The sequence below is a fragment of the Butyricicoccus sp. OF27-2pH9A genome, assembly GCF_027693185.1.
GTDB classification, from domain to species: Bacteria; Bacillota; Clostridia; order Oscillospirales; family Butyricicoccaceae; genus Agathobaculum; species Agathobaculum butyriciproducens.
In genome coordinates this window covers 95,153-114,505 of record NZ_JAQEXK010000006.1, presented here as the reverse complement: position 1 = coordinate 114,505, position 19,353 = coordinate 95,153, and the positions used below count along the sequence as shown (strand labels likewise).

14 protein-coding genes are annotated in these 19,353 nt (G+C 53.2%); 3 read left to right on the top strand and 11 right to left on the bottom strand.

What is annotated here, in order from left to right; translation table 11 throughout:
* Positions 1-197: 197 nt before the first annotated feature.
* From PG722_RS06745 to PG722_RS06725, 5 genes are read right to left on the bottom strand one after another with little or no spacing between them, the layout of a single operon-like run.
* Positions 198-3,308, bottom strand: a complete 3,111-nt coding sequence (locus tag PG722_RS06745) for an efflux RND transporter permease subunit (RefSeq protein ID WP_270580044.1) — start codon at positions 3,306-3,308, stop codon at positions 198-200.
* A 6-nt stretch (positions 3,309-3,314) separates the two neighbouring features.
* Entirely contained in the window at positions 3,315-4,493 is a 1,179-nt protein-coding gene (locus tag PG722_RS06740) for an efflux RND transporter periplasmic adaptor subunit (protein ID WP_270580043.1), read from the bottom strand.
* Positions 4,494-4,549: 56 nt separating this feature from the next.
* Positions 4,550-5,818: a TolC family protein gene (locus PG722_RS06735; protein ID WP_270580042.1), complete on the bottom strand. Its 1,269-nt coding sequence runs from the start codon at positions 5,816-5,818 to the stop codon at positions 4,550-4,552.
* A gap of 18 nt (positions 5,819-5,836) precedes the next feature.
* On the bottom strand, positions 5,837-7,114 hold the full coding sequence (locus PG722_RS06730; RefSeq protein ID WP_270580041.1) for a TolC family protein: 1,278 nt from the start codon (positions 7,112-7,114) through the stop codon (positions 5,837-5,839).
* Positions 7,115-7,127: 13 nt separating this feature from the next.
* Positions 7,128-8,150 carry a LacI family DNA-binding transcriptional regulator gene (locus PG722_RS06725; RefSeq protein ID WP_270580040.1) on the bottom strand — a complete coding sequence of 341 codons (1,023 nt, stop codon included), beginning with the start codon at positions 8,148-8,150 and terminating at the stop codon, positions 7,128-7,130.
* Positions 8,151-8,495: 345 nt separating this feature from the next.
* Here PG722_RS06725 and iolG point away from each other — a divergent pair, with 345 nt between their 5' ends.
* Positions 8,496-9,515 (top strand): inositol 2-dehydrogenase, encoded by a 1,020-nt coding sequence (gene iolG / locus PG722_RS06720; protein ID WP_270555187.1) that lies wholly within the window; start codon positions 8,496-8,498, stop codon positions 9,513-9,515.
* A gap of 467 nt (positions 9,516-9,982) precedes the next feature.
* Here iolG and PG722_RS06715 read toward each other — a convergent pair whose 3' ends face one another.
* From PG722_RS06715 to PG722_RS06700, 4 genes are all read right to left on the bottom strand, one after another.
* Positions 9,983-11,317: an MATE family efflux transporter gene (locus PG722_RS06715; protein ID WP_270580039.1), complete on the bottom strand. Its 1,335-nt coding sequence runs from the start codon at positions 11,315-11,317 to the stop codon at positions 9,983-9,985.
* On the bottom strand, positions 11,304-11,741 hold the full coding sequence (locus tag PG722_RS06710; protein WP_158574682.1) for a MarR family transcriptional regulator: 438 nt from the start codon (positions 11,739-11,741) through the stop codon (positions 11,304-11,306). Before PG722_RS06710 ends, PG722_RS06715 begins: the two co-directional genes overlap by 14 nt.
* A 103-nt stretch (positions 11,742-11,844) precedes the next feature.
* Positions 11,845-12,540 (bottom strand): DUF554 domain-containing protein, encoded by a 696-nt coding sequence (locus tag PG722_RS06705; protein ID WP_270580038.1) that lies wholly within the window; start codon positions 12,538-12,540, stop codon positions 11,845-11,847.
* A gap of 121 nt (positions 12,541-12,661) precedes the next feature.
* Entirely contained in the window at positions 12,662-16,102 is a 3,441-nt protein-coding gene (locus tag PG722_RS06700; protein WP_270580037.1) for an S-layer homology domain-containing protein, read from the bottom strand.
* Positions 16,103-16,517: 415 nt separating this feature from the next.
* On the opposite strand from PG722_RS06700, the gene PG722_RS06695 reads away from it, so the two are divergent.
* Positions 16,518-16,895, top strand: a complete 378-nt coding sequence (locus PG722_RS06695) for a hypothetical protein (protein WP_270384599.1) — start codon at positions 16,518-16,520, stop codon at positions 16,893-16,895.
* A 74-nt stretch (positions 16,896-16,969) separates the two neighbouring features.
* On the opposite strand, the gene PG722_RS06690 is transcribed toward PG722_RS06695, so the two are convergent.
* Together PG722_RS06690 and PG722_RS06685 are read right to left on the bottom strand one after the other, a co-directional pair.
* Positions 16,970-17,947, bottom strand: a complete 978-nt coding sequence (locus PG722_RS06690; RefSeq protein ID WP_270580036.1) for a D-2-hydroxyacid dehydrogenase — start codon at positions 17,945-17,947, stop codon at positions 16,970-16,972.
* A gap of 114 nt (positions 17,948-18,061) precedes the next feature.
* Positions 18,062-18,364, bottom strand: coding sequence for a helix-turn-helix domain-containing protein (locus PG722_RS06685; RefSeq protein ID WP_330426318.1), 303 nt, complete (start codon positions 18,362-18,364; stop codon positions 18,062-18,064).
* A gap of 119 nt (positions 18,365-18,483) precedes the next feature.
* Between PG722_RS06685 and PG722_RS06680 the strand changes: the two genes are divergently transcribed.
* Entirely contained in the window at positions 18,484-19,350 is an 867-nt protein-coding gene (locus PG722_RS06680) for a hypothetical protein (RefSeq protein WP_270580033.1), read from the top strand.
* Positions 19,351-19,353 lie beyond the last annotated feature (3 nt).

Sequence of the window (19,353 nt, the reverse complement as noted above, 5' to 3'; positions counted from 1 at the left end):
TACCCGCAGGGGCGAACAGTGTTCGCCCCTGCCATCGTTAAATGGGTGCGGGAGCACACTGTGCTCCCCTACGGGGTAGACTGTACAGACATTGGACAACTGCGGTACCCATTTTGCCCGCCATTCATTCTCCATCCTCCATCCTCCATTATCCATTCTCAATTCAAAAAGGGAACCGAAATCGGTTCCCTTTTTGCTTACTGCTGCGGATTTTTCTTATGGAAGTTAAACTTCGGCAGCTTGATTTTCTTAAACAGGCCGGAAAGGCGGGCAGCGACGCTGTCGGTCAGCGAATAGTAAACCGGAGTGATAAACAGCGTTGCGATGGTGGAGATAACCATACCGGTCATCATAACAACACCCATCGGCTTCATCATCTCGGAGCCTTCGCCGCTCGAGCATACCATCGGCACAAGGCCGAGGATAGTGGTCATAGCGGTCATCAGCACCGGACGGACACGGCGCGGACATGCGTTCAGGATAGCCGTATTCTTATCCTCACCGCGCTGACGGCGCTGCAGGGTATAGTCGATCAGCACGATGGACGAGTTGACGACTGTACCGGCCAGAATGATAACACCGAGCAGTGCGACCATGGAAACATGATTTCCGGTCGGCCACAGCAGGATCATCGAGCCGAGCAGGCCGATCGGCAGGATCAGCATGATTGCAATCGGCAGCGAGAACGAGTTGAACTGTGTTGCCAGAATGAAGTATACCAGCACAATTGCCACCGCAAGGGCCAGCATCAGCGTACCGGTAGTCTCCGCGATCTGCGAAGCAGCGGTATCGCCTTCGCCGACCTCTACGCCGTCCGGCAGCTCGTACTTGGCAACAATGTCGTCAACGGCTGCCTTAATGGCATTGCTGTCACCGGATTCGCTTTCACCGGTGATGGTAACGGTCTCCTTCTGGTTCTTGCGCGCGATGGACTGCGGGCTGAGCTCGGTGTAGACATCCGCCACCATGGACAGCGGTACGGTGCCGCCGGTCATGGTCGGAATCTGCATGGAGCGCAGTGCGTCCAGACTGGTTGCTACATCCTCGTCGCCGGCAACGGTAACGTCGTATTCCTCACCGTTCATGCGGAGCGTGGTCGCGGTCGAGCCGGTCAGCTCACCGCGGACAAGGCCGCCGATGGTGGCCGCGTTCAGGCCGAAGCGCGAGGCGTTCTCGCGGTTGATCTTAACGGCAACACGCGGGGTCTGCTCGCCTGCCGAGGACTCAACATTGATGGCATCCGGCAGAGCGCTGATCTGGTTTGCCAGATCGTCTGCCGTCTCAGCCAGCCGGTCGTAGTCATCGCCGGTCAGCTCAACGCTGATGTCCGAATCCGTGGACATCGACATGGTGCTGCTGGTCGAAACCGTCAGTTCACAGCCTGCAATATCCTGCAGGTCATGGCGCAGCTGCTTGGCGATATCCGCTGACGAGCGGTCACGCTGATCGAGATCTACCAGCGAAATGGTAATGCTTGCGCCCGAGGACGAGGACATGATCGAGGTCGAAGAACCGGTCGAGTAGTAAATCTGCTCCATCTCCGGGATGGTATCAACTGCGATGGCCGCAATGCGGTCCTCGATGGCGGCAGTGTCCTCCATAGTCGAACCGTTCGGCATGGAAACCGTAACACTCACCTGACCCTCATCCATCTCCGGGATGAGCTCCATGCCCGCCTGACTGACGCTGAGCACGCTGACAATACAGATGACAACGGTCAGCGCGACGCCTGCCCAGCGGTGGGTGATCAGAAAATTCAGCGAACTGCGGTATGCACGCGACAGCGGCTTTTCGGTGATCGGCGTTGCGCCCGAGCCCTGCGGCTTGACACTCTTCTGCTTGGTGCTGCCGAGCAGGAAGTAGCACAGCAGCGGCACGAGCGTGACAGAAATGATCAGCGAGCTGAGCAGCAGCGCTACGATGGTGATGCAGAATTCCTTGAACATCATGCCGGCCATGCCGCCGGACAGTGCAATCGGCAGGAATACGGCAACCGTGGTCAGCGTGGAAGCGATAACCGCACCGATGACCTCGCCGGTGCCCTTGGTGCAGGCATCCATACGGTCGTAGCCGTCCGCTCGATAGGTGAATATGTTCTCCAGAACAACGATGGAGTTATCCACGATCATACCTACGCCGAGCGTGATACCGCCGAGCGACATCATGTTCAGCGTAATGCCCAGCACGTTCATAATCAGGAACGTAAACAGGATACAGCACGGCATTGCAATCGTAACGGCCAGCGTTGCACCGAGGTCGCGCAGGAAAAGGAACAGCACGATCGCGGCGAACAGCACGCCCATCCAGATGTTCTGAATAGCGTTATCAACCGTCATGTTGATATAGTCGGACTGATCCATAACGATATTCCACTGCAGGGAATCGTTGCTCTTAAGCAGGGAGTCAAACTCAGCCTTTGCCAGCTCGGCAATCTGCGCCGTATTGGAGCCGGACTGCTTGTTGACCGACAGGATGATACATTCCTCACCGTCAACCTTGGAGATGGCGTCCTGATCCTTCGGCTGCATGGAAACATCCGCAATCTGGCTTAGACGGACCACGCCGCCTGCCGGAAGCGAGATCAGAGCGTTCTTTACATCATCAATGGACGAATACTCGCCGTCCGTGCGGACAGCCAGCGTCTGCGAACCGTTATCCAGATCGCCGCCCGGAATGGCGATGTTGTCCGCGCCGAGCTGCTGACCGATGGACGAAATGGTCAGGTTGTAGCCCTTCAGGCGGGAGGCGTCCGTGTGGACTGCGATCTCCTGCTCGTAGCCGCCCGAAATATCAACAGACGCTACGCCGTCCAGACGCTCGAGCGCCGGCTGAATCTCGTCCTCGGCGATGGACTGCAGAGAGGCCAGGTCGTTGCCGCGCAGCGCGACCTGTACGACCGGCATGGAGTCAATATCAATCGACATAACGGTCGGGTCGGATGCGTCATCCGGCAGCTGGCTCTTTACCTGTGCAACCTTGTCGCGCAGGTCGGTCATTGCCTGATCCATATCGGTATCATTCGTAAACCGGATGACCAGCATAGCCATATTCTCGGACGAGGTGGACTGGAGCGTATCCAGACCGGACAGACCCGCTACCGCACCCTCGAGTTTTTTGGTTACCTGCTGCTCGATATCCTCCGGACCGGCACCCGGGTAAGTAGCGTAAACAACCGCTGCCGGAACCTCCATGGACGGCATGAGCGCCAGCGGCAGGTTCTGGAAGCTGTAAAAACCAAACACAACGACCAGTATGTACAGCAGGATGGTCATTACATGGTGTTTGATAAAGGTTTGTGCGAATTTCATGCGCGCTTAACCCTCCCCGCCGTCTGCGGCGTCCGAGGTGACGACATGCACGGCTGCACCGTCCGACAGATAGGACTGACCCTTGGTAACAACCCGGTCGCCCGCCTTGAGGCCGGAAACGATCTCGGTCGAATCCTTGGTAACCAGTCCGGTAGTGACGGTAACGCGGGTTGCGGCAGTGCCATCCGCATTTACGGTGAACACATACTGCTCGTTGTTGTTGCCGGTCAGGATGGACTCGGTCGGCACGGAAATCGTGCTTGCGCGGCGGTCGGTATAGAAGGTGACGGTAGCAAACGCGCCGATCGGCGGCTTGGTGCCGGACGGCAGAGAAACCGAAACGTCATACAGATTGGTCTGTGCATTGGCAGCCGCCGGCAGCGTGCTGACCGTACCGTTCATCGACTCCTTGGAGACAGCGGAAACCGTAACGCCTGCGGTATCGCCGACCTTGATGCCGGTGAATACGTCCTCAGCGACAGAAACCTGCACCTCAACCGCACCGTTCTCGGCAATAACCACGCTCGGCTGCGCCGAGGATGCCATGCCGCCGCGGTCTACGTTTACAGCCGTAACCGTACCCGAGCACGGAGCGGTTACCGTGCCAAGGCTTGCCTGCTTGTTGATCTGGTCCATAGACGCCTGAATCTGCGCCAGAGACGCGGACTGCTGGGCCTCAGCCTGCGCGACACCTGCTTGCGCCTGCGTCAGTGCCTGCTTAGCCTTGGTCAGATCCTGCTCGGCAGCCGCACCGGCTTCGAGCAGTGCTTCCGTGTTGCTGACCGCCAGTTCCGCCTGCTCCACACCGACCTTTGCCGATTCAATCGCACGGTCGGTCGCGGTCTTTGTGGCGCTGTAGGATTGCTGCAGCGAGCTCATCGTCGAGGTAACCGTCGAGGTATCCACCGTAAACAGGGTCTGACCCTTGGATACGGTGTCGCCTTCGCTGACGTTCAGCGTCTGCACCTGACCTGCCAGCAGCGGGAACACCTGCACCTCATTGACGGCGGCAATCTTGCCATTCAGCGTGTACTCCGAGCTCATCGCACCCGAGGTAACATCGGTTACCTCAACCGCAGTGCTGTTTGAGCTTTCCTCCTCGGTTTCCTCTTCCTTGCCGCAGCCTGCACACAGTACCATCGCACCGGCCAGCAGCGCCGCAAGGATTCGTTTGCTATTGCTCATCGGGGTCCTCCAATTCATTATACATATCTGCTATATTCGCAAAAACGGTCAGCTTATCAAGTTGTTGCCGTAATTACACCGCGTTTTGCCCACTGATAGGTGTTGTAGGCGGTCAGCAGATCAATACGCGCTGCAACCTCGGTCTCCTGTGCGGTGGTGAAGGTATCAAGCGCATCCGTGTACGCCATCTTGGAGATCATGCCGCGCGTGTACTGCACCTGGCTTACCGTAAATGTCTTTTTCGCCTGTGCGAGATCGGCATCCGCCGCAGCAAGTGCGGTCTGCTTCTCCTGCAGGTCGGTATACAGCTTGCGGAAGGAAGCGGTCGTGCTCTCCTTCTGTGCGTCGCGGTCGATCTTGGCTGCCTGATAAGCATACAGCGTGTTGGTCTTGTTGTTCTCGTAATCGTCGGATGCGGTCTGCATTGCGTACTCCTTGGAGTAGATCGCGTAGCTGTTCTTGAGCGCCTCGGCAAGATCCTTGTTATAATCAATGGAGGTGACCTGCTCGGCGGTTACGACCGGAAGATCGCTCGTTTCGATCTGTGTACCGGTGGTATAGCCGCACTGGATAGCGAGCGTGTTGGTCAACGCCTCTACCTGCGTGGTCAGCGATGCCTTGCCGGCAACGGCGCTCTCACGCTGTGCCTGCAGGCTCTTGAGCGTATTTACACCGGTCATACCCAGCTTTACCTGCTTCTGCACAGTCGCAATGTTGCGGTCGAGCTGCTGAATGCTGCGGTTTGTCTGGTTGAGCGTATACTTCATGCCGCGCAGAGAAATGTAGGTGTTTTCCGCACTCAGGCAGATCTCATCGGCTGCATTCTGCATCTGACGGCGGGTGTGATCGACCGTTTTCTCCTGATCTTCCTCTGCGTCGTCCTCGTCGTCGTCGAGGTTCCTGTACGAAGCCTCAGCGGCTGCCAGATTGCGCTGCAGGATGGAAATCTGGCTCTCAAGCGTCTTGCGCAGACCGGCGTTTTCCTTTTTGCTGGCATCCAGACTGTTCAGCGTTTTCTGCAGCTCCTTGATCTGCTTCTGGTAGGACGAAATCTGCTCAGAAAGCTGGAAATAGCTTTCGATGTACTGGTCACTTACATCGGTCTTTTCCGCGCTGAGCACGGTGTTGTTGTTCGCCTTGATGGTGACGTTGTTCTGGCGGACGGTCTCCTCCAGCTTGTCAAACGTCAGCTTGACCGGCGCCGTCGGCTGGGTCTGGGTGGTGCCGGTGGTGTTCGTCGCGGTCTTGGTATCGGCGGCAAACGCCGGTACGACCATGCCGCACAGCAGAGCAGCAGAAAGACCGGCTGCAATAGTTCGTTTCATATTGTTTTCTCCCTTCTGTTATGCGGCTGCGGTGGTGATAAGTACGCCTTCCTTGGCCCATTCGTACTGGTTATATGCGGTATACAGCGACAGATACGCGCTTTCTACATTCAGCTTTGCGGTCGTTACGGCATCCTGCGCCTGCTGATACGCCAGCTTGGAAATGATGCCCTTCCTGTACTTCACGGTCGCGGTTTTCAGGTCAAGCTCCGCCTGTGACTGTGCGGTTCGCTTGGCTGCCAGAGTCGTCCGGCAGTCCTTGACGGTCTTGTAGGTGCTGTCGAATGCAGCCACTACCGACTCCTTGGCCGCCGCCAGTGCGTCCTCAGCGGACTTGACCGCCTCAGCGGTACCGCTGATGTTCTTGTCGTACGAGTTATACGCGCTGCGCACAGCGTCCTGCTTCTGCCAGATGAGGAAGCTGTTCTTCTGCGCCTGCTCCAAATCCTTATTATAAGACATCTTATCCAGATTGCCCTCGTACAGCGTCTCAAAGTCGGCCGGCATCACGATGGTGTTCGCGTCCAGGCCGCACATCAGCGCAACGCTCGAACCGAGGTTTTCGCGGGTGGTCTCCAGGGTGTCGATGGACTGCGCCAGCTTGTCGCGCTGATTCTGCACCGTGTCAAGCTGCAGCTGCCCAATCATGCCGAGTTTTCTCTGCGTTTTCAGCACAGCCAGATTGCGGTCCAGCTGTGTGAGCGTTACCTGCAGGTTTTCCTTGGTGTAGCCCAGATTTTTAATGGTAATCAGCATGGTCTGTGCACCGAGCGCCAGCTGACCGGAGACGTTTTTCGCCTGCTTGCGCAGCGTGTACGCCGCGTCATCCAGCTGGGACAGCATGGCCATTGCCTGCTGCATGCCGCTGACGGCGTTCTGGTTCAGGCTGGTCTGGTAATCCTCTAATACCTTTAACTGTGCCGCATAGGTCTTATAAAGATCACTGGTCTTATCCAGTCCGTCCATGGCCTTTTTCATATCCTCAATCAGTGCAGCGTAGATTGCTATCTCGCTCTCGCCGGTCGCACCGGACGCCGAACCCGACATATACGAGCTGCTGTCCAGCGAAGCTGCCGTTTTGTTCAGCATTTTCACCGTGTTATTGTCGCTCTCTACGGTGCGCTTGACGCCCAGCAGGCCCATTTTCTTGACGGTATAAGCCGCCGGTTTGCTCTGCGTGGTGCTCATCCCGGTCTGCGACGCTGCCGGTTGTCCGGTGCTTACCGCGCCTGCAGGCCATACAAATCCGGCGCACAACACCAGAGACAGCAGTGTGCGCTTCCAGTTTGCTTTCATATAGGCTCCTTTCTCACAACAATTCCCGTGTGATAATGCTGGTGTGAATGTATTCGATGTTCTGCCGCGGCGACTCTCCGGTACGCAGTGTATGCGCCAGCACTTCGATCGCCCGCGTCGTCTGCGCCGAAAAATCCTGATCGACGATGAAATCCAGCCGTCCGTCCTCCAAATACTGGCGCGCATGCGGCGTCAGATCGTGACAGACAACATGAATGCGCCGATTGGGCTTTGCGCGCTCGAGCGCGTCCATACAGCCGCGCACGGACTCATTTGCCATATAAATACCGCGCAGACGCGGGTTCTGCCGCACCTGCTGCAGTACGCCGTCGTAGGTCAGCTCATACTGCTCGACGCTCTCGATGACGTTGACGTTTACATTATCGTCAAAAATCTCATGCAGACGGTCAAGGAAGCCGCGCACACGCAGTCCGTGTGCCGTGAATTCACGGTTGCCGGTGACGACGAGCACATCCTGTCCCTCAACGTACGGTGCAAGCAGTCCGGCGGCAATCCGGCCGGATTTGACCATGTTCTGTCCGATATGATACAGGCGGCGGCTCTGCCGCACATCCGAGTCGCAGGTAACGACCGGAATGCCGATTGCGACCAGCCGGTCGATCTCCTCACTCATCGCTACCGTGTCCGGCGCGGTGACAATGAGACCGTCAATGCCGCGCTCCTCCATGCGTCCGATGGCCTCGAAATACGCACGGTGCGAGCGGTTTTTCAGCTCCTCCACCAGCACATTTACATCATTTAATCCGCGGTTGTGTACAGCCACGCGAATGCCCTCACGCATCCGGCGGATGAAAAACGCATCCCAGCTCGGCAGAATCACGCCGATGTGGAATGCGCCGTGTCCCACACGGGCGGCCTGCCGCTGCGACGGCGTTTTGTAGCCGTATTCGCTGATTATTTTCTGCACGCGCTCCCGCACCTCCGGCGCTACATTCGGTCGGCCGTTTACAACTCGGTCCACTGTTCCACGCGATACGCCGCACTGCTCTGCGATCCACTGTGCAGTTACCTTCATAAGATATTCTCCTTTTCAGGCATCCATGTATCCTCTTTTATCCCTAAAAGACACATTTTTGCCACAATACGTTCATATTTTATCATAGTGCAGTAAAGCGCACAAGCGTTTCACCGCATTTTAGACACCAACGTGCAATGTGTTGCATTTTCCTGTGCATTTTCTATTTTAGCACAATGCACGGATATTTTGCACGATTTTTTTGCGCTCCGCTTTGCTATTTTTCACCAAACAGAAGCCTCAAAATTGGGCGGTGCGCTGAAAAATACGCTGCACCCTTGAAGCACACCCGCAAGTGGTTTATAATAGAATCACCTTATATAAAAGGAGAGAATTCCAATGGGCATTTTGAAAATTGGCGTTGTAGGCTGCGGCCGAATCGGCAAGCTGCACATTAACAACCTGATCAACTCCGTACCGGGCGTTCAGGTAGTAGCTGCTGCTGACCCGATGCTTGATAAGTCCGGCGCACGCGAGTGGCTGGCAGAGCGCAAGATCACGGGCGTATCCACCGACTTTATGGACGTTATCAACAATCCTGAGGTAGACGTAGTATTCGTTTGCTCCTCCACTGATACGCACTGCGATGTTTCCATGGCAGCAGTTCAGGCTGGCAAGCACGTATTCTGCGAGAAGCCGATCGACTATGATATCGACAAGATCAAGAAGCTGCTCGCACTCGTTGAGGAGAAGGGCGTTAAGTTCCAGGTAGGCTTCAACCGCCGCTTCGACCACAACCACAAGGCAGTTGCAGACGCAGTTAAGGACGGCACGATCGGCGATCCGCATATCGTTATCGTTTCCTCCCGTGACCCGGAGCCGCCTCCGGCTTCCTACGTTGCAGTTTCCGGCGGTATCTTCTACGATATGATGATCCACGACTTCGATATGGTTCGCTACGTAACCGGTTCCGAGGCTGTTGAGATCTCCGCTGTTGGTTCCTGCCTCGTTAACCCGAACCTGCAGGAAGAGTCCGGCATTCCGGATGTTGACACCGCTGTTGTTACCATGAAGATGGCTAACGGCTGCATCGCTGTTATCAACAACTCCCGTCAGGCAGTTTACGGCTACGACCAGCGCGTTGAGGCGTTCGGCTCTAAGGGCATGGCTTCCGATGCCAACGACCTGCTGAACACCACCACCGTACTGACCAAGGACGGCGCTCACTCCGAGAAGCCGCTGTGGTTCTTCCTCGAGCGTTACAACCAGGCATTCATCAACCAGGTTATCTCCTTCGTTGATGCAATCAACAACGATACCCAGACTGCTGTCGGCGCTATCGATGGCCTGCGTCCGGTTCTCATGGCTAAGGCTGCTACCGAGTCCTGCCAGGCCGGCGGCGTGTTCGTCAAGGTCGGCGAATAACTCTTCTTAGCATTTCTTTCTTCTTTCTATATTTCAAATTAGAAAAGCAGCTCCAAATGCTTTTCATTCCCTCAAATACAACAGCAAGGCATTTTTTGAAGTGACCTCTAAAAGTCAGACAAAAATTGTTCAAGCGACTGAAAGGGCTTGCTGCCTGTGAATTACAGGCGGCAGGTCCTTTCGCTTTGCCTTGATTCTGCGGTTGCTGCAGTAGTCCTGACACTCCATCCGTTCCTGCTTGAAGTATTCTGATGTCAGACTTTACCGCAGGGTTTGCCAACCTTAGCGCACCGAATCTAACGCAAACCGCCTTGTAAACAACTCCGAATACCATCTAAATATATCTGTAGGGTGTCCCGCCGTTTGCAGGCTTTTTCTTTACTCTACATCTTCATTCTATATACCATTCGTTATATTTTATCTATATATAACAAAAGAGTGCTGTTCCCCAAACAGCACTCTTTTCCTTAATACTGATACTTTTTCCGTCCCTTGACGAGAAAAAACACCGAAACCATCACACCAAGCGCCTCTGCTACCGGAACAGCCAGCCAGATGCCGGTTTCCTGCCAAATCAGCGGCAGGAACAGCAGCATCGCCACGAGGAACACAAGCGTGCGCGAAAACGAGATGATCGCAGACACAAGACCATCCGAGAGCGCGGTAAACAGCGAGGACGCGAAAATACTCGTGCCCATGAGCAGGAAGCTGACCGCATAAATCGGAAAGCCGTGCATGGCAATCTCGTACACACTGCTGCCGCGCGGCGTAAACAGGGTCAGCGCCGGCTCGAGCGTCAGCCACGAGAGCAAATATGTGCCGAGCGAGCACGCCAGCACAAACGTTATGCAGATGCGGAAGATATGCCTCAGCTGCGGGATATTTTTCTCGCCGAATTTGTAACTGATAACCGGCGCGACGCCCATCGAAAAGCCGAAATACACCGCCGTAAACACAAACTGGAAGTACATTGCAATCGTGATGGCGGCTACGCCGTCCTCACCGCGGTAGCGCATGAACAGCGTATTGAACACGAACGTGGTGATGGCGTTCGCAATATTGCTGACCATCTCAGATGAGCCGTTGCCGCACGCGGCGGCCAGTGTTGCGCCGTCAAATTTGAAGGGCACAAAGTACAAACTTCCGGTGCGGTTTTTGGTGAAATACACCAGACCAACGATGGACGGCACGCAGTAGCCGAGGCAGGTGGCGATCGCCGCACCGGCAACGCCCATGTTCATCGGGCCCATGAACAGCCAGTCAAGCACCACGTTTGTAATGCCGCCGCCCACCGAGGTCAGCAGACCCAAGCCCGGCTTGCCTGCGGTGACGAACAATGTCTGGAAGGCAGTCTGCAGAAACAGCATGGGTGCAAACACCAGCTGAATGCGTGTGTAAATACGGCAGTCTGCCCACTGCAGCTCACTCGTGCCAAGCAGACGCAGGACGGGGTTCAGAAACAGATTTCCAAACACGGTGAAAATCAGGCCGATGCCCAACGCAACCGCAATCAGCATGGTGAAGTTGCGGCGCGCCTCGTCTGTGCGTCCCTCTCCCTGCCGGCGGGCGATAATAGCGCTGCCGCCCGTGCCGAGCATAATGCCGGTAGCCATCTGCAGGCAGTTGAGCGGAAACGACATATTGATTGCGGAAAGCGCGGTTGTGCCGGCAAACCGCGAAATAAACATGCCGTCCACGATGGTGTACATCGACAGCAGCATCATCATTGCAATGTTCGGCAGTGCGAATCGGAGCAGCGATGCGGCGTTGAATTTGCGCGCAAGCGCGTTATTCTGCTCCATTGCGAATCTCCTTTTCAAAAGAATCGGTAAATTTTCGGGTCATTTCCACCATCATGGCGAACTGCTCAGTGCCCATGGCAGCGGCGGCGCGTTCCTCTGCGCGATACAGACCGCCCAGCTTATCCGCTGTGTAGCGTTTGCCGGATTCGGTCAGGCGCAGCGGCTTTTCCTTGCGGCCGGATACGCTCACCTTTTCCAGATAACCGGCCTGCTCCAGCTCCTGCACCACTGTATGAATTGTCTGCTTGGGCAGCAGGCACATCTGCGCGATTCCTCCTTGTGTCATCTCCGAAAACTGATCTAACATATACAGCACCGTTACTGTACTGGGTTTCATGCCGCTGTGCTTCGCCCAGATATCGTACAGCTCATCCTGTCGAAAAATATATGCGCACAAGTCGTTCATTTGTCTGCGAAAATCCATAATGCACCTCAATAGTCCTAAATCGTACCACGTCATTATAGTATGATTTAGGACTATTGTCAAGTAAAAGAAAAGCAGACCCGTAAAAGAGTCTGCTTCAAATTTATCCCATCAGCATGGTCCAGAGTGCGCTGAACGGCATAACGAGTATCAGCGCGGGCATGAGATCGACCAGCGGCACGGATTTGATCTTGGAGACACGAAAACCGGCCGACATAGTCAGCACGCCGCCGCACGCGGACAAATCCGCGAACATTTCCGGTGTGAGCACACCGGACAGCAGCCGTCCTGCGATAAACACGCACAGGAGAATCACGCACTGCGGCAGCGGGATAGCGCAGATGGCCTTGCCGAGCGTGGACGCAAAGATCATTGCAGTGAACAAGTCCAGCACGGACTTTGCAAACAGCAGGTTCGGATCGCCCGCGATGCCCTCAGTCAGCGTGCTGTACCACCCGAAGCCCGAGCAGCAGAACAGTGCGACCGCCGTGATGTAGAACTCCATATCAATATTATCCCCGCCGAGGTGCATGGTTTTGACCAGTCGATGAAAAAACCGGCTTGTCCAATCCTCAAGGTGCAGCAGGTGCCCGATGGTAAACCCCACCAGAATCGCCAGCACGACCGCTGTCATGCTGACCGCCTTGATGATGGAATTGATACCGATAGCGATCGAACACATGCCGAACAGCGTCGGCAGGTGCTCTTTCAGGCTGTTCGGCAGGACGTGTCCCAGTGCGGAACCGATCACGCCGCCGGCCAGCACCGAGATACAGTTGACAATTACTCCGATTGGCATAGGATTTCCTTCTTTCTCTTTCCCCTTCTCCTCTATTTCCCATTTTACCGTAGAAAAGCGTCTTTGGCAAGCAAAAGAAAACCGCACAGCCGAAGCTGTGCGGTTTTTGTTGCATTTTCGCTTACTTTTCCACGTTTTCGCAGAAACGCATGAGCATTGCCGCTACTTCCGCGCGGGTCGCGTAGCCCTTCGGGTCCAGCTTGCTGCCGGACTTGCCGTTAACAACGCCAGCCGCATTCGCCCACTGGAGCGCCGGAACAGCATAGCTGCTTACGCTCTGCGCGTCCGTATAGCCGTCGAGGCTCTTCGCGCCGGAAACGTCATACTTCTTGTTCTGTGCGTAACGGTACAGCATAGCTGCCAGCTGCTCGCGGGTGATGTTCACCTGCGGGTTGGTGCCGTCGGATACGCCGTTCGCCTTAGCCCAGTTCATACCCTTTTCGTACCAGACAGAGCCGCCGGTGGTGTCCTCGCCGGCATGGCGTGCCAGAACCGTCATCAGCATGCCGCGGGTGGTATTAGCCTTCGGAGAGAAGGTATTCGCTGCGGTGCCGTTCATCATGCCCTTGCCGGTTACATAATCAACCGCGGAAGCGAACCAGTCGTTCGCGGAAACGTCGTTAAACTTGGTCTCGGACGGGGTTTCGGTGGCCTTAACATAGCTTACGCCAACCTTCACTGCGGAAGCAGGCATGGTGAAGGTGTAAACCGTGTCGCTCTTCTTAACGGTGGAAACGGACTTGCCGGAGCCGTCGGTAACGGTCAGCTTATCCAGCTTGTAGCCCTTGTCCGGGGACAGGGTAATGGTAATGGTAGCGCCCTTTTCCGCGTTGGACGGAGAAGCATTTACGCCGCCGTTGTTGACCGCCGAGGTGGTTACCTTGTAGGTCGTCTTGCCGGAGGAGCTGCCGCCGGAGGAGCTGGAGGACGGCTTGGTGTAGGTAACAACAATCGTGTCGTTCTTAACTTCCTTGGTGCAGTTGCTGCCAACCGTTACATTAGCTTCATCAAAAGTCTTGCCATTGCGATTGATAGTCAGGCTCTTGCCTGCAACCGTAACCTTTTCAGTGCAATCCTTCTGCAGAACGATAGTAGCACCCGTCTGTGCTGCATCGATAGCATTCTGCAGGGTAGTGTACTTATTATTGCCGATTACAGCAACAGACTGCGTGGTCTTGGTAATCGTAAAATCAGAGAAACCGTCAGGATTGTTAAACTTTGCAGTGTAAATATTCTTATCTACGCCATCTACCTTTACGGTATTCACCGAAACATCTGCATTGTACTCGTGACCCTTATGCTGTACATACAAACTATCAGTGTTAGTTACAAAACCATCCGGGAGCTGAACCGATACCGGAGTTTCGTTGGAAACCGGCAGCGTATCACCAGTAAACTTCTGTTCCTGATTGTCAGTACCTACGACAACAATATCATACTTCGGAGTAATATTGAGCTTATAGGAATCCGCACTGTACTCCTTAGGCGTTACTTCCAGATATGCGCGAACTTCAACTCGATCTGCCTTTGTGATATTTGTTGCCTTCTCTGTATACTGCTTAGCATCAACTTTGTCTGCAACAACAGCCGCTGCTTCGCTAATCTTCGGTGCTGCAACTACCTTAGCAGCTGCATCAACCTTTGCAACATCAGCTTCATTAACAACGCCTGCTGCGCTTTTAGCCTCTGCTGCACCAACATTCGGAATTACCTCAACATTTTCGTCGAGAATTTCCTTTACCTCAAAAAGGTACGGAGACGCATGCTTTACAGCTGCATATTTATAACTATCCTTGACGCTATCCGCAAGGTACTTAGACGGATTCTCAGTGTAGAGACCACCAGAAATTTTGAGCGATACTGCTGCATTTGTTGCAATACTGCCTGCAAACTTACCATTAGTAACGGTCAGATTACCCGCATTATAATTGCTGTTGTACTTCCAGTTTTCCAGTGCATGATAACCGTCTGCATCAAAAGTACCGCCATTGATGGTTGCAATATTATTATTCTGTACAACAGCCTGCGTAACATTGCTGAACTCGCCGTTATTAATGGTAAGTGTTGCGTTATCATCATTCTTGATGGTGTTGATACCGCCGGAGAATTTACCGTCATTGATAGTTAGTTCCGGTGCAGCATGTCCTACACCCTCAATATAAGCAGTTCTGTCGCCCTTTTGCGTATCAGAATAATTGTAGTAGCCATTTGCTACCAAGCTGGAGAAATGACCGGAAGAGTATACTTCTACACCCTCATTGATGGTCATAACACCATGGTTCAGAATGTTATAATAGCTGTTGCCGCCCGAGCTGGAAGTAGTATTCGCCGCTTCTGCGCTACGAGTGTACTTGCCGCCATTCAGAGTGGTAATACCATTATTGTAAACAGGAGCTTTCGCATTAGTAACATTATCAACAATGCCCTTGCCCTGCACCGTCAGAGTTGCACCCTTGGTAACAGTAATGGTATCGCTCTGAACATTGGTCAGCTTCTTGCCATTCAGGTCGAGAGTAATGGTCTTGTCAGCCGGAATAACAACATCTTCCGTAGTATCCTGTACGAGTTCAATGGTATTGCCATTCGTTGCCTCTTCAACAGCATTTGTTACCGTAGAATAGTAGGTATTACCATTCTTTGCAGCTGCGTTAATCGTGCCAGAAACACTACCACCCTCAGCCAGAGTTACCTTACTCGGGCCAGAAGTAATATAGCTGGCAGAACCCAAGTTGTAGCTAAAATCGTTAACTACGCGCATCTTACCCTTGATTTCTGCGTTAATCGTAATGTCGCTGCCTGCGCCGGAGTTAATATTACCCGTATAACTACCGCCATTTACAGTGACTATCTGCTTTGCAGTAGACTTATCTGCGCGACCAGAAGAAACAGCGTAAGAACTACCAGAAATTGTACAATCATTCAGAGAAGTGTTAGAATCATAGCTTTGCTTGCTATCTGCCCAGCTTGCAGCCATTACAGCCGTACCAGATTTAATCGAACAATTATTTGCCGTAGCAGTACCCCAGTTCTGCAAACCAGATGGTGCCTGATTATTGCCATATACATCCGGTGCAGTCAAAGTGCAGTCATTCATGATAAGCGTTGCAGTTTCTTCATTCTTAACTACAATGTAATTACCTTGTACCTGTACATTGTTCAATTCCATCTGACCGTAGTTGCGGACAGTCGAATTGGAACCCTTTACATCGTCTGCACGTTTAATCGTACCATTTTTGACAATCAACTTGCCCGTGGTTGCACCATTACCATTTTCATTAGACAGTGCATAATCGCTATCAGAACCAGTCAAAGTATAATTGTTCAAATCCAGCGTTACAGTCATACTCTGACCGCTGAACTTTGCACGACTTGATACAGTAATATTGTCAGTCAACTTAATAACTGTGCCATCCGTGGCCTCCGTCAGCGCAGACTGCAAATCAGTAGCAGTGCTTACTTCCACAGTCGAAGAAACTTCGCTACCATCCGCCGCAAATGCCACCGGTGCCATGGTCAGCACCATCATCACAGCGAGAAAAGCCGATAACAATCTTCTTTTCATGTTTATCCTCCTCGAAATTGTTTTTTCCGGCATAATCGGTGCCGTTTAGCCTTTCCTTTGCAAAATTTGTACTTAGGAAGGTTTTGTGTCTGAGGGCGAGTACCTCAGACACAAGGGTACCCTTGTGCCGCTTTATTGCCTACATCATACCACCGTTTTACATTTTTTGCAATGCCATTTATCACAAAACTTTGTCGATTTTGCGTCGTTTTGGCATAATTATAACTTTTTCATTGCTTTTGCACAATTAAAATTGCCAGCATTTATACATTTTTACCACCGCCGCTTGTATTTTGCGCCCGGTTATGCTATGGTAAACGCAGTAATTTGGAACATTTGTGTTCAACCGCTTCTGAGTCCGTTTTATCGGACACCCGATATGCGATACTCAAAGCATGAAAAGGAGGCATGGCATATGAAAAAAGACGATTACGGCTTCTACGGCAAGGGACTTGACGGCTATGTGCACTACCGGCAGGGCATGCAGGAAGCGGCGCGCAATGCACCGAATGCGTCCGGCGGCCGCCGGCCTGTCTCCGCGGAGCAGAAAACAACCGAGCCTGCACCGAAATCCGACGAATCCGGTCAGATCAGCAAGTGGATCCTGCAGCATCCGCTGCATACGGCGTGCATGATCAGCTGGTTTATTGCGCTGACCTGCGTGATTATTGAAAGCCTGGGCGAACCGTCCATCCAGTTTATGGCGGCAACGGCTGTCATCTGCGTGGTTGCCCTGATTTTCCTCGGCATAGAGGTTATCAACTTTATCATCTGGTTTTTCAAAAACTGCTGAGCACCAAAAAACGAGCCGACAGCATGGCTTTCGGCTCGTTCTCTCTTTGTTGCTATACCTGCGGGAAACGCATATCAGTATCCCTCCGACCGGTTTACGACATTTTTCAGCGGGTTTCCGGTCAAATACCGCTCCAGATTGTCCATGCAGATATGCCATATCGTGTCCTGCACGTCCGCGTTGCCGCCGAAGCTCGGGCCTGCGATATGCGGCGTGAGCAGCACGTTCTCCATGCCCCACAGCGGGCAGTCCGCCGGAAGCGGTTCGGTCTCGAACACATCGAGTGCGGCGCCGCCAAGGTGGCCGTCCTGCAGGGCCGACACCAGATCGTCCGTCCCCGCCAGACTGCCGCGTCCGACATTGACCAGCACCGCGCCTGCTTTCATCGCGTGCAGACGCTCCGCAGTCAGCAGACCCGCGGTCTCGCGCGTGTTCGGAAGGCAGCCGATGACGATGTCCGCCCGCGGGAGCAGAGCGTCTAACGCATCGAGTGTATGCGCTTCCTCGAAGTCTGCCGGTACAGCCGAAACCGCTGTGCGCTTCACGCCGAGCACAGCTGCGCCAAAGACTTTCAATCGGCGGGCCACATTCGCGCCGATGTCGCCCATGCCGAGTACAAGCGCGGTCTTTCCGGAAATCGTCTCCGCATGGTCGTATTTTTGCCAGATATGCGCCTGTTTATTGCTCCAGTATCGTCCAAACGAGCGGTACAGCGCCACCAGACTGCCAATCGCGTACTCCGCGATGATCGTGCCGAACGCGCCGGATGCATTCGCCAGCACCACGCTCCGCGGCAGGTTTTCCATGCGCGTGTACTTGTCCGCGCCCGCCCAGGTCAACTGCAGCAGACGCAGGTTTTCGGTCTGCGCCAGCTGGGCTTCACTCGGTTCGCCGAAAATAACCGCAGCCGCGCGAAGCTGCTCTGCGGTCGGGTGTTCGCCGTTCTCCGCGAACGTGAACGCGCACCGCGTACCGAATCGGGTATTTAACGTCTCACGCATGGTCAAATCGCACTGTGCGAGCACCAAAACGGATGTTTTTTCGTTCTGCATTGTGTTTTCTCCGTTATCTGTCAGAATATTTACAATTATATAGTACGGATTTCCGGTTTTCAACAATGGGATAATAAAAAGCATCTGCATGAGCAGACACTTTTCAAATTATTTTTATAATTTCATTTCGCGGTTCTTTCTGCGCAGATGGGTCGCCAGCGCATACAGAACGGCGATATCCTCCTCGTCCAGACCTGTTAAATCCAGCGTCTGCGTTTTTGCAACACACAGCAGATAGTCTGTCGATACCTTGAAAATCTCGGATAATTCGATAATATACTGCGTACTCGGTACATTCAGGCCCAATTCCCACGCATTTACGCTCGACCGTGTGATGCCCAGCCGCTTTGCCAGCGCGGCCTGTGAGATGTTGTGGCTCTCCCGCAGCATTTTAATTCGTTCCCCTATAATCAGCATGCTATCACCTTATTATAGGGTATGCTAATCACGATGATATTACGATATCATTATGATATTTTTAATTGACATACATATTTCTTCCAGCTATACTAAAGAAGATAATAGGAGGACTGTACATGGTAATCTTACTAACGCTCTTAGTATGTCTGATCATAGCTCTCATACTCCGGGGAATCTATGCTGCCCTTCGTTCCATACTATCCAACAAGTGGCTTCATGACGAGGCACGACAGGATGTTGTACATCTGTTTAATCGAGACTTACCTAAATGGTTAGAAGCAGCTTATACCGCCTTATACCAACATTTGCAGACACAGGGCAGCAAATGTGACTGGAGCATAGAAATTACATGCCCCTCCCATGCTGTTATTGATCGATGCCGTATCAATTTTTCCGGTTCGCAAGGTATTATTCTGGACAGTGCCAATCAGCAATTACTCTATTATAAAACAAAGGATTTGCCGGAATTACATGCCCTTCAATGCACAAATGCCCACCCGTTAGAAGCATTTGAGTGTTTTTCTCTCCCCTACTCCGATATTCTCCAGGCACAGCTTATTACTTCCGCGCACGACTATACGCAGAGGAAAACGAAAGGCGGCATTTCTCAAGGCACCGCCGAACAGCATGCCGCCGGGCAAACGGTCTATGACAAATTAGCAATCGTTATTCAAATCAAGAATCCCAATCATCCATATATAGAATTAGACTTTTCTAATCATACCGCGGTATCTGAACTGTGGAAAAACCTTCAGACCTCCGGCATATTAGGAAATATCTTTGAAACCGAGACTAAATTCAGCATTTCATATGCAGGCTGTGATACCGATATCAAGATTCAAAAGCGTTTCTCTGCTATTCCATCGCTTCCATTTGCTCTGACGTCGATCGGACCGGCACAGTTAAATATGTTAAATCAAACCCTGCTCCATCTGGAAGCGATTGCACAAGCTGATCCGTCCGATTCCGCACCTGTTTCATGATTT